At 40.4% G+C, this 17,611-nt stretch carries 3 protein-coding genes; all 3 read right to left on the bottom strand.

The window, feature by feature from the left end:
* Positions 1-207: 207 nt before the first annotated feature.
* The gene (locus RWO85_RS02510) at positions 208-7,179 is read right to left on the bottom strand and encodes an Ig-like domain-containing protein (protein ID WP_314413791.1); all 6,972 of its coding nucleotides are present in this window, start codon (positions 7,177-7,179) and stop codon (positions 208-210) included.
* Between the two features lie 418 nt (positions 7,180-7,597).
* A complete protein-coding gene (ltrA, locus tag RWO85_RS02505) occupies positions 7,598-8,875 on the bottom strand; it encodes a group II intron reverse transcriptase/maturase (protein WP_314413790.1) in 1,278 nt (425 codons plus the stop codon).
* A gap of 633 nt (positions 8,876-9,508) precedes the next feature.
* Positions 9,509-17,596 carry an SIALI-17 repeat-containing surface protein gene (locus RWO85_RS02500; RefSeq protein ID WP_314413788.1) on the bottom strand — a complete coding sequence of 2,696 codons (8,088 nt, stop codon included), beginning with the start codon at positions 17,594-17,596 and terminating at the stop codon, positions 9,509-9,511.
* Between the last annotated feature and the right edge of the window lie 15 nt (positions 17,597-17,611).

Raw genomic sequence — 17,611 nt, 5'->3', positions numbered from 1 at the left:
TGTCCTTTCTAGATCTTAGCTTTTCATCAACCCACTACAGTTGACAAAGAGCCGAGAAATCTTGATACTATGCGTTTTATTGTGGAAAGATTTACTTCATTTTCTTCTCAAATCGAGGCTTTACATTATAGTATCCCTACTCACTCATAGATTCAATTTTTAATCCTCTATCAATTTATAAAAATCAGAATGCTTTAGAGATAACACCTAATCTTCTTTACGTTTTGCAGTCAATAGTGTTGCTGACAAGGCCAAACTAACACCTGCTAAGAAGATGGCTGTATCAGATTCTCTCTCACCTGTTTCTGGTAAGCTATTTTGATCTTCTTTGACTGCTGAAGTTTCTCTTTCTGTAGTCTGGTTATTAGATATATTCTGTACTGGATGCTCTACCTTCTCACGAACTGGTGCTTCCTGATTTCCTACTGTTGCTGGAGCAGCTTTATCCTCTGGAAGTTTACTATCTTGAGTTGTTCCCGTATTTACCTCGTCTTTAAAGTCAGATTTCTCACCCTCACTATTTGAAATAGATGGTTTTACTCCTACATCAATAATACGATCTTGAGCTTTTCTTTGTTCAGAATGAACAAGAGTTCTAGTAGTTCCTGATACTTGAATATAGTCAACTTTTTCTCCAGCTTGTCCTTCAGAAACTACACGACGTTCACCTTGAGCAAGCTCAGGGGTTTCACGAATAACTTCTTTAAACGGAAGTGGAGTCTTTTCAATTTCCAAGCTTGGAGCTTCTGCAACTAAGTTCTTAACACCTTCTGTCGGTGTTGTTTGGAAGGTAAACTTAAAGTGTAAACGATATTCTTTCACCAGATTTCCATCTTTGGAAACAAGACGAACAAGTGTTGGAAGATTTGTATTTCCAGAATCCACAACTGTGACTACTCCATGTCCACTAGTTGTCGCAGTGACTTTTGGTTTAGTTCCCATTGTTGTTAGGGTGTACTCTGTCACATTTGGATCAAAGTTTTCCAATGCTTTTCCATCGATCGAAATAGTCGCTGACGGTGTTTCGACTTCTGCTCCCTTGCCTGCAGAGTAGGCTGTAAATTCGACTACTGCTAGCCCATTAGTAGTAGACTTACGAGTCATTCGAGCACGAATAGCTGTCGCTTGAACCGGTTCAAAGTTAAACTCGATTGGTTTCCCAGCTACTAATTCTCCAAAAGCTTTATAAGGAATTGGTGCCCAATTTTCTGCCTTGTTGAATGGGTGGTCAGCATTTTCTTCATAACGAGAAATCGTACTTGGTTCTGTAAAGGCAGGGCCAATATATCTTTCTAGAACCATTTTCTCTGGGGCATCTGTTCCACTATCTTTAAAGAACTGAATGGCTACTTTTCCAATAGATTGGGTGGCAATTTTACCGTCCTTCTTAAAGAGTAGTCCGACAGAAGTTTCTTCATTTTTCGGAGTACGAGACCAGTTTGTCCAACGTCCATCTTCATTGTATTTTCCATCATTGATATAGAAAATTCGATCATGTGAAGCTGCTTGTGTATCGTTCGTTGTCGAAGCAAAGGCTTTAGAATTCGTTTCATTGTTGCTTGGATTTTCTGAAATGACTTGATTTCCTCTAGAAACAACTGTCACCTGCATTTTAGTGGTTAGATTTGTACCAATGACATGACCAGTAATTTCAAATATTCCCTCATGCTCTGTTGCATGTTCAGGAATAGCATCCCATTTCACTGCCAGTTTATCTGTAGTCCAAGTAGTTGAAGTTGGGTAATAAACAGTGACTTCTGAAGGAAGTTGAAGAGCATCTCCAACATTCAAAATTTTAGCACTATTTTCTGCAGCAAGAGGTTGACTAGTTTCTCTCTCATCATTGCGGAAGATTCGATATTCTTTCAATACCGTACCATCTTCTGCTTTTAAGATGAGACGTGTTGCACCTTTTGGACTAGTTGCAGGCACAACTGTTACCAAACCATTATTGCTAGCTGTTGCAGTGATTTCTTTGCTAGATTGAGGAATATAGTAATCAGTCTTAGATGGATTAAAGTGTTCAAGATCCTTACCATCTACCTTGATAGAAATCTCTGAACTTGTAGAGCTTAAGACCTTGTTTCCAAGGACAGTTAGCTCTGTTAGGCCAACACCTGATGTTCCATCAGCCTTCTTCATACGAATACGAACAGCATAAGTTTCTACCTTGTCAAATGTGAAGTGATTTGTTTGAGTTGCAGATAGCTGATTTGGAGCATGTAAATTTTCAACCGCTTTCCAATTTTCTGGATTATTAAATGGATGATTGCTATCTCGTTGCGCATGACTGACATCACTTGGTAAATCAGGAATTTCTTTACCTACATAATATTCAACTACATATTCTTTTGGAAGACCAATTGTTCTATCGGTATAAAAATCAACCGACAAATTGTTGACAAAACGTTTCGTCAAGTCTCCTGAATTACCAAACAAGATAGAAGCCCAATCATTATCAGTATTTGTTCTCCAAGTAGTCCATCTATTTTTAGCGTCTGTTGTCGTTCTTGACACAGTCAGGTCGTTCAAGGCATTAGCTGAGTCATCTCCTCCTGTATTGGATACAATGGCAGCTGGCAATTGCGAACCTGTCCATTGTTTAGAGATATTATTCCCAGCAACAACTTGACTAGACACTCGAACATGAGCTTTAGTGGTCAGATTGCTATCAACTAAACGACCATTGATTTCATAGACCCCTTCAGTTTGACTAAAATTGACTGGAACCTGATCCCAAACTACATCTTTATAGATAGTTGTTCCATTAGAATGGTAAGCACGAACATTAGCTGGCAATTGAACTGTCTCACCCTTAGGAAGAGTAAGGCTGATTTCCTCTGCAACTTGTAAGCCTTCAACTGTCACCGTTGCTTGAGCTTCAATATCTGTGCCTTCTACATGTCCTTTAAGCGTAAAGCTATGATAATGTCCCAATTCTTTTTCGTCTACCTTGTCCCAAGTTACAGATACTTTGCGTGGCAAGCCCTTATCAAATTCTGCCCCAACTTCTTTAGGTAGATTCGGTTGCTGATTAACGTCTGTAGAAACCAATACAGGATGAAGTTTCAAAATCTTCTTGCTGACTTTATTTTCTTTAATCACCACTTCAGTAGTTACAGATTCTGTTTTTTCTGTTTGATTATCAATCCGAGGTGTCAAAGTCACTCTTCCCTTAGTATAGAGCAACAAGTTCTGTCCATTCACCTCAAGATGCCCTCCATCAGATGATTTAGCTTCTAAATGAATATCTGATGCTGAAAATTCTGTTTGTGAACCATCCTCATAACTACCAATGACACGATAAGTTAAGATCTGATCTTCAGTAGCAGTTTCTTTTCCTTCCACAACTACTTCCAAACGTTTCAAGACAGGAGCTTCCTTAACAAACTGAATTAAGTAAGTTTGAACCAAGTCACCCTTTTGGTCACTCAAGAAAACCGAGGCCTGATAACCATTATCAGCAGAAGCCTGCTGAACAGTTACTTGATAATCAGTAGTCTGAGCCCCAACACTTGGAATTGTTCCAGTGTAAGGAAGAGATACACGATAATAAGTCTTGCCAGACTCGAAGTTCTCAAGAGCTTTATCCCCAACAGTAAGTCCTGTAATGCTACTTGTTGTTTCCTTACTGCTTGCGATAAAGGTTGCCGTAACTTCATGACCATCATCTACTAATTTACCAGTAGCTTCCGTACGTCCACCTTCTTTTGTCAAGGCAGAAGGATCTTTCAAAGTCCATGAGACAACCTCTGTATCAATTAAGCTACCATCTGTCAAAACAGCTGTGACCGTTTTATCCAAATCTGCTGCAGCTGTACCAACTGGCACTGTAACAACTTTTGGTAACCATTTATCTAAGGCAACCACTTTTACAAGTGCTTCAGCTTGGGTTTCCAAACCTTCTACTCGTCCAGATACTTTCTTCTCACCTGCGCTTGAAAGTAAGTCAGATGGCAATTCCCAAGTAACAGGTTTCTCTTCAACACTGCCATCACTATAAATAGCTGTTACTGTCTGAGGTAATACAGGATTTGTGCTAACATCAGTTGTCGCCTTTACAGGAGCATAGGATACAAAGTGACGGTTTTCTTTCTTACCAGAAACAGTTGCGACCGTTGCACTGTCAGAAGTTAAACCAGCAGAATCTGCAAAAAGCGTAAATTTACCTTCTTTTTCAGTCGATTTTACAATGACAACTCCTTTACCATTGAAAGCACGTCTTTGCCATGTTCCATCTGCTTGAGCTTTGTAACGTTCACGGCTAGCTTGTTCTCCATTATCCACACCAACGATCTGTCCCTGACCATGAAGATTGAAATGAACAAGATTATTCGCTGTCGGAACAACATTCCCTTCGCCATCAACAATTTCGTAATGGATGTAGGATAGGTCTTTCCCATCTGCAGTGATAACATGCTCTTCTTTAGTCAGACGAACCCTTGCTGGCTCCCCAGCAGTTATCACACTATCACGCGCAATTTCGTTGCCTTTTTCATCTCGAGCAATCGCAGTCAGTGTGCCAGGTTGGTATTTCACAAGCCACTCAAGATACAATTCACTTGGTTTAGCCCCCTCATGATATGGACGTCCATCTTCTGTCCTTTTCTTAGTAAATTCCTTTTTACCAAGTGACTCTCCATTTAAGAACAATTCGACACTTGCAGCATTTGAGAAGGTACGAACCGGAACCTTTCCATCGACCAGCATCTTGCGATCCTTAAGTGTCTCTTCAGTCCAGTTCCAATGTGGTAAAATGCGAACAGTTGGCTTTTCTTTAGCACTATACCACTCACTACGGTAAAGGTAAAAATCATTCTTCGGTAAACCAGCCGTATCGATGATACCAAAGTAAGAACTTTTTACAGGTGTATTATCTTGGTTATGCCATGGAGTTGGTTCACCAATATAGTCAATTCCTGTCCAGATAAATTGTCCAGCATAGCCAGCATGATCACGGTCAAAAGTCCATGACTCAGTAGCTGTTCTTCCCCATCCAACACGGTCATTACCATAGTCAGATTGTTCATAGTGACGATTTGGACGGTTATCGTGTCCAAGGATTTGAGCAGGATTGTAATAAGAATCACGCGTTCTAGTAGCTGAAGAAGTTTCAGAACCATAGATGAGCCAGTCTGGATGAGCTCTACGAACAGCTTCATAATTGTGCTCTCCATAATTCATACCCACAGCATCCATGATTTCTGCAACTTTTAAGAAATCACCTGTTGCTGCACGACTAAATTTATTCTCACCCATGGTAACATAACGCTCGGTATCAATCGCTTTAATGACAGCCTTCAAACGTTTAGCAGTTTCAATAGAACGAGGACTACCATTTGCTTCCTCTACCTCATTTCCAAGAGACCACATCACAATAGACGGATTGTTCTTATCACGCTCTACCATTGTTCTGAGATCAAAATCAGACCATTTCTCTCCCTTCTTAGCTTCTGGATGAGTTGCATCTTGATCAAAGAACCGTCCATAGTCGTAAGTTTTCTTGCCACCATACCAGGTATCAAAAGCCTCCTCTTGAACCAAAAGTCCTAGACTCGCCGCAGCATCTAGCAATTGAGGGCTCGCTGGGTTGTGGGTTGTACGAATGGAGTTCACTCCCATATCTTTCAGAAGTTTTAATTTACGATAAGTAGCCTTATAATTTTCTTCTGCACCCAAAGCTCCGTTATCATGGTGAATACTTACCCCATGGAATTTCATTCTCTCACCATTGAGAGAGAATCCTTCCTTAGCTGTCCAGTTGAAATAACGGTAACCAAATGTATCTTCTGTTACATCAACTAACTGGCCTTCTTTATAGACTTTTGTTTTAAGAACATAAAGTTGAGGATGGTAACTTTTCGTTGTCCAAAGAGTTGGCTGATTGACCAAGATATTCTGATTAAAATGTGCTGTTTCATTTTCTGCCACACTCTTAGTTGCAGAACGAACTAATTCTGAAACAGGCTTACCTTCCTTGGTGAAAATTTGTTGCTCCACAAAGACATTAGCAGCCTTTTTATCTGTATTTTTAATCTTACTTTGAACCTGTGTTTCAACATTGCTATTTTTTTGTTCAGCTAATTTTGGTGTTGTAATGTGGTTCCCATTTTCCGCAACATGGACTTTATCACGATAACTAAGGGTTACATCACGATAAATCCCACTTCCAGAATACCAACGACTACTTGGTTGCTTATTTGTCACTTGAACGGTAATGGAATTTTCACTGCCATCCTTGTTCAAAAATTCTGTAATGTCATAAGAAAAATGATTATAACCACTTGGATAATGACCTACAAATTTACCATTTACATAAACCTTAGAATCCATGTAAACACCATCAAAATTGATACGAACATCCTTGTTCTTATCTGCTTCATTCAATGTAAAAGTCTTACGATACCAAGCTGTTCCACCATTTAACTGTCCACCTTCATTACGAGCAGGAGACTTGTGATCGAAGTCAAAATAAATACTCCAATCGTGTGGAAGATTCAATTTAGACCAATCATGAACATCCACATCTTTTTTTGAAAAATCTCCTTGGGCATTTAGTTTAAAGTACCAATCTTTATTGAAGTCTTGTTTTCGATCTGATAATAGCTGCTTCTCTTTTTCAACATCTGCTTTACTTGACTCTTTAGAAAGCGCTTGCTTTTTTTCAGACGAAGGTTTGAGATCCGCAGTCGATTTTACCTGATCCTTTTCTGAAATTTTCTTAGCATCCTCTTTTACATCTGTTTTATCTGCTGTAGACTTCGGACCATCTTCCACAGTCTTTGGATTTGTCTCTTCAGCTTCGTTTTCTTCTCCTACCTTATTTGGAGTTTCAACTTTAGGACTAACCAATTCATGGTTACCTTCATTAACAGGTTTAGCAGACTCTGTATCCTTACTTTCATTGTTTTCTGTTGTCTCAACTTTTGGTTTTACGAACTCACGTCCACCATTCCCATCAGCCTTTGCTATAGCAGCTACCACATCATCAGGAAGCTTATATAAAGGTTGGGCTTGATAAATCGTTGTTCCTTCTGTTTGAGTATTGGATGCAGACAAGTCCTCAGCTTGTACAGCTGACAAGCCAAATATACTAGCCCCAATCATCACAGATGCCGCACCTATAGCAAATTTACGAATGCTATAATGGCAACGTTTATCGGAAAGTCTTTTGTTCATTAAAATCCTCTTTTCTTTCCCTTGATACTAAGTAAGCGTTTACTTTTTAGAAAAATAACCTTCTTCTGGATACACAACTAAGCATCAAGTTTGTTTTTTTGTATATATTAAATATATCAAAATGAGCAAGAAATTGCAATCTTTTTTGTGATTTTAATATAACAAAGAAGAGGGAGTAAGTATCCTATAACTAGAATCTTAACAATTGGTAAAGAATCTAGTCCTAATACTCTTCTAAGATCTCTTCAAACCGCATCAGCTTCCATCTGCAACCTCAAAACAGTGTTTTGAGCAACCTGCGACTAGCTTTCTAGTTTGCTCTTTGATTTTCATTGGGTATAAACTATCAACTAATCGAGTAGGGGATAATCTCTAGACCCTCTCACACCACCGTACGTGCCGTTCGGCATGCGGCGGTTCAACTAACTTTTAACGTATGTCGTTCAAGGTAATAATCCAAACACGAAACCAGTCCACGTTTTTCGAGGACTGGTTTTGATATAGCACGTTTAAGTACCGACTTCTGAGCTACTAATTGATAGTGGTCACCCCAGCCAGATACCTTATCTGCTATCCATTTAGGAACTCCTAACTTAAGCAATCCCCATAATCGTCTAGATTTCTTCTTCCATTGCTTCCAGATAATCACTCGTAAGCGAGTACGCAAGCGCTCATCTATGCTGGTGACTATACTTTTCATATTTCCCAGCGAGAAATAGTTTATCCATCCTCGAATAGACAAATTCAGTTGCTCAATACGTCTTGTTAAGTCTATACTCCATTTCCTCTGTGTTAGCTTCTTCAATTTAAGCTTAAATCTCCGAACACTATCTTGATGGGGGCGACTTTTCCAACCGTCTGATGATTTCCAGAACCCAAAACCTAGATATTTCAACTCTCTTGGTCTGGTAATCTTAGTCTTGGTCATATTTACTTTCAAACCTAGCCGTTTCTCAATAAAACGACTGACTGAATACATCACACGCTTAGCGCCTGCCTCGCTTCCAACCGTAATCACACAATCATCTGCGTAGCGCACAAATCGAAGCCCTCTCTTTTCTAATTCCTTGTCCAATTCATTAAGCATGACATTGGATAAGAGAGGAGATAAATTTCCTCCCTGTGGCGTGCCAACTAGCGTTTTATGACGCTGACCATTAATGATAACACCTGAATGAAGATACTTACGAATCAAGGATTCCGTATCTCCGTCTTCGATAATGTTATGTACCAAGGACATCAATCTATCTTGAGGAACCGTATCGAAAAATTTCTCTAGGTCTATATCCACTATCCACTCATAGCCGTCATTTAAGTACTCTAAGAACTTCATGATGGCTTTTTCACATGACCTATTTGGTCTGAAGCCATAACTCGTATCTGAGAAATGAGGTTCACAAATAGGGCTAATGACTTGAACAATGGCCTGTTGAATCATTCTATCCATAACCGTTGGAATTCCTAGTTGACGGATGCCTCCGTTTGGTTTAGGAATCTCTACTCTGAGAACTGGTTGAGGCTTATATTTTCTCTGTTTTATCAGTTCCTTAGTAAGGCGCCAGTTTTGTCTGAGATAATTATCCATTTCTTCTATAGTAATTCCATCAACCCCAGCTGAGCCCTTATTGGATTTTACTTGATTGTAAGCTTCAAGCATATTTTCGCGTGATAGTATCTTATCTAGCAATTTTGACATGTGCGTATTCCTTTCTTGTTTTGGTGCCTGAGGGACATCTTATATTGGTGAACCTTTATCTAGTCAATACGTGACAGACTCCAGTTCTATCAGACCGTTCGTTTTACAGACACAAGTGAAGTAGGATTACTTCGATTAGTTGTTCACCCCTTCGCTCCACTTCCATTACAGAAGTTTCCTCACTACTATGGGCTCGGCTGACTTCTCATGATTCGTTGTTACTACGCTTTCAGCGCTCATGAGACCTCACGGGATAAGTCGTACATCTTTCCTCGTTTACTCTCGTGATTTACGCATATAGGTTACGGCTACCTTTTTGGACTTTAGAGTTTGAAGCCCCCTTATCCGCTATATACGCCTTACTATCACGTTCCTGTTCGTAGAGCCACGATTTCGCTATCCCTTCCTCTCCCCGCTACCTCACAATAGTCAGGCTTGGGAATCGCTATTGGGTTCACCGGTAGCGGGGGCCCACAGAGGACTTACACCTCAGATATACGACATGCCCGTCGTACGTCAAAAACCACACAGTGTTTCTTTCAGCTTGATGATGCTCAAGACTGAAATCACTGTGTGATTTTATTATGACATTAATGTTTATCTAGAATTATTGAATAACTCTTTTTCGAATTCTTAATCCTTTTTCCCTTTTTTGACAAAAGCGGCAGAGAGAACTAATCCAAGACCACCTAACAAGGCTAAAGCAGCTGATTCTTTTCCACCTGTTGCTGGAAGTTGATCTTTAACTTTAGAAATCGATGATTGTGGTTGTTCTTGTTTTTGGTCTTGAGCCGTTTTCACTGATGTACTTGCAAATTCATCGGACTCTTCAACAGTAGTTTCAACATTACTATTGCCACTGCTCATCTTATCTCCATCAATTTTATCAACTGAATCTTCCAAGTTTTCCTCTGTTGGAGTTGCTTGATGGCTTGCTGTTCCTTTATATTCTGGAACTTCATGAACAGCTGCTTCAACACCATTTACGCCACCAGTATATTCTGGGACTTCTACTACTGAAGCTGGTTCATCGCCCTTACTTGTATTTGGAGCTGGTTTGGCTGGTTCTTCTGGAAGTTCTTGGTGGAATGTCGTCATTTCGTAGAACTCTGGTTTACCTCCTTCCCAAACAAGTTTCACATCCAATAATGGAGATTTATCTCGAACAGCAAATGTTTGGAAGCTTGAGGTAATCTCACCTATTTCTGACCAAGAATCTCTTCTATCTGATTTAAGAGTTCGAGCCAATACTCGAGCCTTCACTCCTTGCGGAAGACTTGAAACAAGTCGGATATGGTTCACATCTGTCGGTTCTGACAAGTGGTAGACCAGCTCGCCTTGTTCTTTCTCAGCCTTATAGCTAGTCAATACCTTACCATCTACAAGGTTGGTGTAGAGATTACCTTGGCTTTCACCACTGTTTCCTTGAACAGTTGGGTCATTAATTGGTTTCACGAATTCGCCATCATTGATAACCAACTCAGTGAAGCCTACAAAACGAGCATCATAGTTAGCTGTAAATAGAACACGGAGATAATTGGCTTTAACTGGACTTGCAAGTTCACCCTCGATGTAGCGGTTTCCTGGCATCTTAGAATCATGTGTCCAACCATCTGTCAAGGAATCATCACGTGTCTCATTAGTAACACCGTCACCAACTGTCACAAGATCTGTCCAAGTCTTGCCATCTTGACTGACTTGAATCTTACCATCACGCAGATAATTTTGAGTTCCATCTTGAATATAAGCTCTAATTTTCTTAATGTCACGTTCGCTACCAAGTTTCAAGGTGATATGACCGTCTTTACGAGCATAGTCTGAGAATTCTACAAAGTTATTATAAACTCCATCGAACAATTGATCCAAGTTCTTAATCTTACGAACATCATTGCTACCATATGTTGGATGGATTCCCATTGATGTCGAATCAAGTGTGGTTGGTTGAACTTCTTTTGTCTGAACAAGTAGAGAGGTTGCTGTCACTGCTTGTTCTTGGTCAGTCTTGTTGACCAAACGAACATAACGTACCAAGGACTTATCTGTCACTTGATCAGCTGGATACCATTCTTGGGCATTTGGAGAATATTCCAAATTGAGGGATGGATTTTCTGTACCAACCGCTTGAATAAGTTCAGCTTGGTGAAGACGATCAAGTTTCATACCCAAGTAACTATGAGCTGGAAGCTTGGTTCCGCTCGGAATTTGCATATTATAACGACCTAGGCTGTCATAAACTGGAGTTGACTTCAAGTTTTCAACGTTTGTATCAGTCAATTTGCTATTGCCTGCACGTGTTTCAACCGAAAAGTCAGCTATACGCCACCATAGGTTGGTATTCTTAGTGTTGCGAATACGGACATAGCGAGCTGAAATTGGAGTTTCGATTTCTTTGGTTTGTTCACCAGTCAAGCGATCCAATTCTTGCCATGAGTTACCATCTGCAGAATATTCAAGAACACCTTCTGCTAATTTATCTCCTGAACCTTGATGGAGACGAACCTTAGTCACAGGTTTGACTTCGCCTAAGTCTAGTTGTACCCAACTATTTACTGGAGTTGTATCCGTTCGATCAGCATTCGCAAGCATGGCTTCAGTATTGTCACGACCGTCTGTAATCTGACCAACTGTCGTATTGTACTTGTACATAAGATTTGGACTAATCGTCACAGTAGCTGACTGTTTAGAACGAGTAACTTCTACAGGGCGGTTAACAGCGATTTCTCGTACAGCAAACCAAGTATTATCACGATCTGAAGTCGCAATCATTCGAACAGCCTTAGCACGAATATTGAGTTTTTCATATTTAATAAGAGATTCATTTCCAGTGTAGCTTGGTTCTGAAAGTGTTACCCACTCATCATTTTCATTGAGGTACTCAACCTTAGCATTGTTAAAGGTATCACGAGGATTTGCTTGAGTTCCCATTGCAAAGGTCAAGTTTTGGAGTGGAATAGCTTTGTTAAATTTCAAGCCAATGTAATCACCAGTCTTGATACTGTTTGGCGATTTGATCAATGCATGAGTTCCCAAATCTCCATCAATCACCTCAGCAAGTCCGCCTTCCACACCTGTACGGTTCGTGATAAAGGTACTAATCACTTGGTCAGGATGCAAGGCTTTTTGAACTTCTGTTGCCAAGATTTCACGCAGTCCAAGCAAGAATGGACGGATATGTTGAACACCCAACTCAGCTTTTTCATCATGGTCTACATAATGGAAAGTATGAGTTTGAGACTGTTCATATAGTTTCAACCCCTTATAGTAGCTATCCCAAAGTTTTGCAGAGTCATTTGTAGCAATAGCTTCTGTACCATCAAGGAGAGCACTCAAGGCATCCATTTGGTCAATGGTATTGTCCAACCAATAATGGATTTGAGCACGCATTTTTTCATCACCAGATGCTTTATAAAGTTGAGCTGCAGCTTTTAGTTTAGCAAATTCCGCACGCAATCCCTCACGCTCTGCGCTGACATCTTGACCTGCTTTCAACTTAGACATAAATGTCGCCAATTTCGGAGCAAGTTCAACAGACTCTTCCAACTTCACAACACGACCATCCATGTTTTGGTTGATCATATGTTTACCAAGCTCACGGAAGGCAAGAGATGCTTCACTATCAGTAAACTTACCATTTTCAACAAAGTTAAAGGCGATATCGTTGACTGTCTTGGCTTCTTCTTCTGACTTCCATTGTTTCCATGCATATTGAGCTGCAGAGAAGAGGGCAATCTTAGAAGGCTCAGATTGTTGCATTGGGTTCAACATGATACCTGAAAGAAGACTAGGATCAACATTTGGATGAAGGAATTTCTCACCACCACCTAAGATTAAGTGTTGTTTAGAGTTATCTGTAACAGGCCAATTGACCCATAGGGAAACTGGACGATAGGTCTTACCACCTGCAGTCAGGTTGTTCTTAAGGTTAGAGAGGAAGCTTTCGGATACTTCACCCCAAATCTTACCACCAGTAAGGGTCATAGAGGTTGAAGTTGGAAGATTTTCATTGAGTGCTTTCAACTCATCTTCACGTCCATTACCCCAATACTGACCTGGGACAAAAATCATTTCCTTACGAAGACCGACATAAGTTTCTTGTTTTTTAGTCAACCAGTCTGTCATGTCCTTCATTAAGCGGTTGTAGCTATTATACCCACCAACTGGACTTGGAGCGTCATCGGCCAAAATACCGAACTCACGAACACCGACATCCATTAATTGAGTGAATTTAGCCTTAATGGTTTCCAAATCTTTTTGGTAGTCAGCGTCATTGCCAAAACGGATACGGTTGTTCATGAATGGATGGATGGTCCATACATAACGAGTCTTGTTCTGGTTTCCGACACGAGCCAATTCACGGATTTCAGCTAATTTTTCTTCTGGATAAAGTTCACGCCATTTCTTATTATGGTATGGATCATCTTTTGGTGCAAAGAAGTATTGAGTCAACTTCAAGTCACCGCCATAACGCATCAATTCTGCACGGTCAGCATTACTCCAAGGATTTCCATAGTAACCTTCGATAAAGCCACGGTTCTTAATTTCAGCATAGTCTTCAACTGTTACGTTACGCAAGACTGGAGCTTCACTTTCATTCAGCATGTGTTTAAGAGTCGTCAAACCATAGAATACAGCATCTGTATCTTTACCGACGATAGAGATTGTATTGTTCTTGATTGATAAGGCATAGGCATCAATCTTATCAAAGAGTCCTTGAGAAATTCCAGACACTTCTTTTTCAGCCTGTGAATTTTGACCATGAACACCAAGGTAGATGTTGGTAGCACCTGCCACTGCTGATTGACTGCTTGTGTATGAGATTTGATGATCTTGTAAAACACTCTTCAAGCGGTTACGAGTATAGATATCCAAATTATCCCCCATAACAAGATTGACTTGTTTATGGAGTTTTGTAACACCTTCATCGTAAGTTACTTTTTGTGGCGTTGGGAAGACTTTGTACTCTTTCTTGAGATAATCTGCGCTCTTGCTGGCAGCTGCAATACTATCTTCGCTAGCTGGTTTGCTTGCTGTGAATTGATCCGCTAGTTCAACTGTCCCATCACCTGTTTGCTCGACTTTTGGAGTTTCAGGTGTAGATGGTTGTTCTGGTTCTGGTGTTTCTTGTCCCTCTTTGATAGGTTTCAATAGATGAACTTCAGCTGCACTTGCAAAGCCCCCAACACCTGCTAGAACTTTCAACTCAATCTTGTTAGTCTGAACAGGAGCAAAGTTGACTGTTTTTTCTTGGGTATTGTTGTCCCAGTTTCCTTCTGAAACCTTGACCATTTGGCCATCTTTTTGTGCATAGATCTCGTAGCGAGTCACGACTCCATTTCCACCACCTGGACGTGGGAGATAAGTCAAACCATTGACTTTTTCTGCTTCTTTCAAGGTCATAGAAAGAGTGTACGGAGCAGTATCACCAGTCCATTTAGTATGCCAGAATGTGTTTGGATCATTGTCAAAGGCTTTTTCAACAGTGCCTTCAGTCGCTGTTCCTGGTGTTTCTTGACTAGTTGCAGAAACTGTGAAATGTTCTGTTGGAATCAAACGAGGATTTACAAATGGTTTATCTGATAACTCTGCACTATGTAAGATTCCTTTGAACCCACCAATGCTTTCAAGAGGTAGAACCAAGCTATTGTGAGCAAAGCGAGGGTGAGCTGGATTTGCGATACGTTCAATCTTCTCACCATCCACATAGAATTCCGTTGATTGTGGTTTAGTCACAATAGAGATTTGATAACGTTTGTTCTTTTCAAGTTTTTTCTTGAATTGGATATGGAACTGTTCAAATTGATAAGCAAGATAGCCGTCTTTATCAGCTAGATAGATACGGTTGTTTCCACTTGTTGAGAAGGTTTGTTCACCGTCTCCAGTGACAGTTACATCAAACTTCAAGACATGACTTGGACCAACATCACCAGCTAATCCTTCGATACTACTGTCTTTCTCAAAAGCCAATCCCTGCTCGCTTGTCTTCACCTTCTTGCTCGCATAGTTCTTCACAGTTTCAGGATTAATAGTAAACAAGTCACTTTGATCAATCGCTCTGTCAGGATTTGACTGTGGTGCATAAGGGCTAGTTGGTAGGGTACGTTCTGCAAATGTCGCTGCCGCACGGTCAGATCCCCAAGTGCGTTCTGCAGTTGTTTGCATGCTCTTGAAGAAGCGTTTAAAGATATCATAAGATGTCAAACCTGTCTCATGAAGGTCGATATTGTCATTCCAAACTGCGTGGCCACCACCAATTATATTTGGATTTGATGCTTCTAGAAATGGGCCATGACCAGTTCTGAAATCGTTTGGTGTCCAACCATTATATTGAGTTTCATAGTTAGCATAATCACCATAAGCAGCTTGACGATTATCTCCATTCGGAACGCTATATGTTGGGATATCTGTGATATTAATAATCTTAGCTCCCTGAGCAATAGCTTCTTTTGGTTGCTGCCAGCCAATACTCCAGATATCAACTTCTACATCTTTCCAATCAACAGCTGTTTTACCTCGTTTCGCACTGAGCGATCCCCAAATACGAGGTGTATATCCTTTTCCTTTAATGTATTTAATAAGGTCATTGACATAACGACGATAGCTTTCTCTACTTCCGTAGTATTCATCCGTTCCGATATGAACAGTAGATACCCCATGAAGTGGTGCATCTGGACCATCAAGAAGTTTGTCATAAACCGATTTGACAAAAGCCAGCGTTTCATCGTATTTATTATCTAGATCAAGCATGGCTACGCGCTCTACGTTATGTTTACCTCTGTAATCGCTCAGACTACCTTGATACATGAGATCAGGACGAACTTTGACAAATGACAGAGCATGACCTGGTGTGTCAATTTCAGGTACTAGATTGATATGCAAGGCCTTAGCAAGTTTAATCAGATTTTGCATTTCTTCTTTAGTATAGTGCTCATCTGATGTTAATTTTTGACCATTCTTACCGACAATATCTGTCTCTACACGGAAACCTGTCTTAGCATGTTCTAGAACATACTTAAGCTCTTCTTCTTGTGTTAAGTTCTTACCTGCCAAGTGTTCCTTTAGGAAGATATAGTTATCGTTGAGGTGCAACTGCAAGTCGTTCATCTTGTAGTAAGCCATGTTAAGCATGATGTCTACAAGGGCATCATAAGGAATAAATTTACGACCTGTATCTAGCATAAAGCCACGGTGACTGAAGCTTGGGAAATCACGGATTTCTCCATTTTGGAGATTGCTTTCCCCCATTTGAAGAAGAGTACGAGTAGCATAGAAGGCCCCTGTGTTCGTTGCAGCTTCGATGGTAATGACACCATCTTGGATAGTGATGCCATAGCCTTCCTTACCATACCCCTTATTTTCAACTTTTTTAAACTCGATTCGTTTTTGAGCCTGCTTGTCACCTGTCGCAAGTTCCAATCCACGACTTGCAAGGTCTGACTGGTAGAAGGTTGCAGCCTGATCAAAGCCTGAATCTCCTGTCGCAAGAACTGTATCTGAAGTGATAGAAGATTGACCTTCTTTTCCATACCATTGTTGAACAGCTGGGGCTACTTTTGGTTTGACACCCACACCTTCGTCCTGATGTAGCCCCTTGATGACTACTTCAAATTCTTTAGTAAAGGTATGTGAATCTTTAATTTGCTCTACCATAACCTTAACGCGTTGATCAGTTAGAGGCTTATAAATGTGATTTTGAAGGTCAATCACACCTTGTTTGTTGCTACCGATAAGACTGACTTTTCCTGGTAGAGTTGGCAAGACAAGAGACTGTCCGTCTTTAGCTATAGTCAATTCTGTAACCTGACGGATATCCGTTACCTTACTTGTATCAGGAATATTCGAATAAGCTCGAATTTCTTGAATACCAACATTTCTCCAGCCCATTGTACCCGCTTGATAGTCATTGATTTCTAACTTGAGATATTTAGCTTGAATACTATTGGCTAAGTCAACTTTCTCATCTAAAACAGGTTCTCCAGTCTTGGTATGAGCTAGCTTCCATTGTTTTTCTCCACTAGCATTTACATCATCTTGACCTGCATAGTAGAGACTCCAAGATTTGATATTTGGATTATTTTGCCCATTGCGAACGCGACGATCCCAATCAATTTCCACATGTCTAATAAGTGTAGTCTTGGGAAGAGTTAATTCGAAAGTTGGTTTGTCAATATTTTGATTTGTTGCCCAACGAGTATCAGGATTACCGTCCACTGCCTTGTCAGCAGTATAAGGAGTACCAGTTTCTGAGTCGTTTGCTTGGACAGTGACACCTTCTAAGTGGTTACGATCTTCTCTATCTTCAATTTGCTTTTCAACTGGTTTGATTGTAGGTGTAGCTGGTTCTACAGGTTTAGAATCTGCTTTTGGTGTTTCAACCGGCTTCAGAGTCTCAGCTGGTTTGGGAGCTGTTGGAGTTGTTGCTGGGCTTGTTTCTTCAGTTGTTGAAGGACTTGTTCCTGCAGTATTTTCATGATTTTCTTCATGTCCTGCATCTGCCGTTGCTTCTGATTCAGCTTTCTTTAAAACAGCTGCTAAATCATCTGGCAACTTGTCTAGGGGCTGAGCTTGTGTGATTGTTCCTTCTTTCTCAGGTGTTCCAACTGTCTCAGCAGCCTGCACTACATTTGCACCAAAGATACTAGCACCGATCATTACAGAGGCTGCACCAATTGCAAATTTTCGAATACTATAGTGACAGCGTCTTTCAAAAAAATGTCTATTCATTTTTCTCCTATTCCT

Source organism: uncultured Streptococcus sp., from assembly GCF_963521865.1.
Classification (GTDB): domain Bacteria; phylum Bacillota; class Bacilli; order Lactobacillales; family Streptococcaceae; genus Streptococcus.
This window is presented reverse-complemented; position numbering and strand designations above follow the sequence as displayed.

Excerpts from the sequence above, each read along its gene's own strand:
- ltrA (WP_314413790.1), bottom strand. The coding sequence starts at position 8,875 with ATGTCAAAATTGCTAGATAAGATACTATCACGCGAAAATATGCTTGAA.
- RWO85_RS02500 (WP_314413788.1), bottom strand. The coding sequence starts at position 17,596 with ATGAATAGACATTTTTTTGAAAGACGCTGTCACTATAGTATTCGAAAA.
- RWO85_RS02510 (WP_314413791.1), bottom strand. The coding sequence starts at position 7,179 with ATGAACAAAAGACTTTCCGATAAACGTTGCCATTATAGCATTCGTAAA.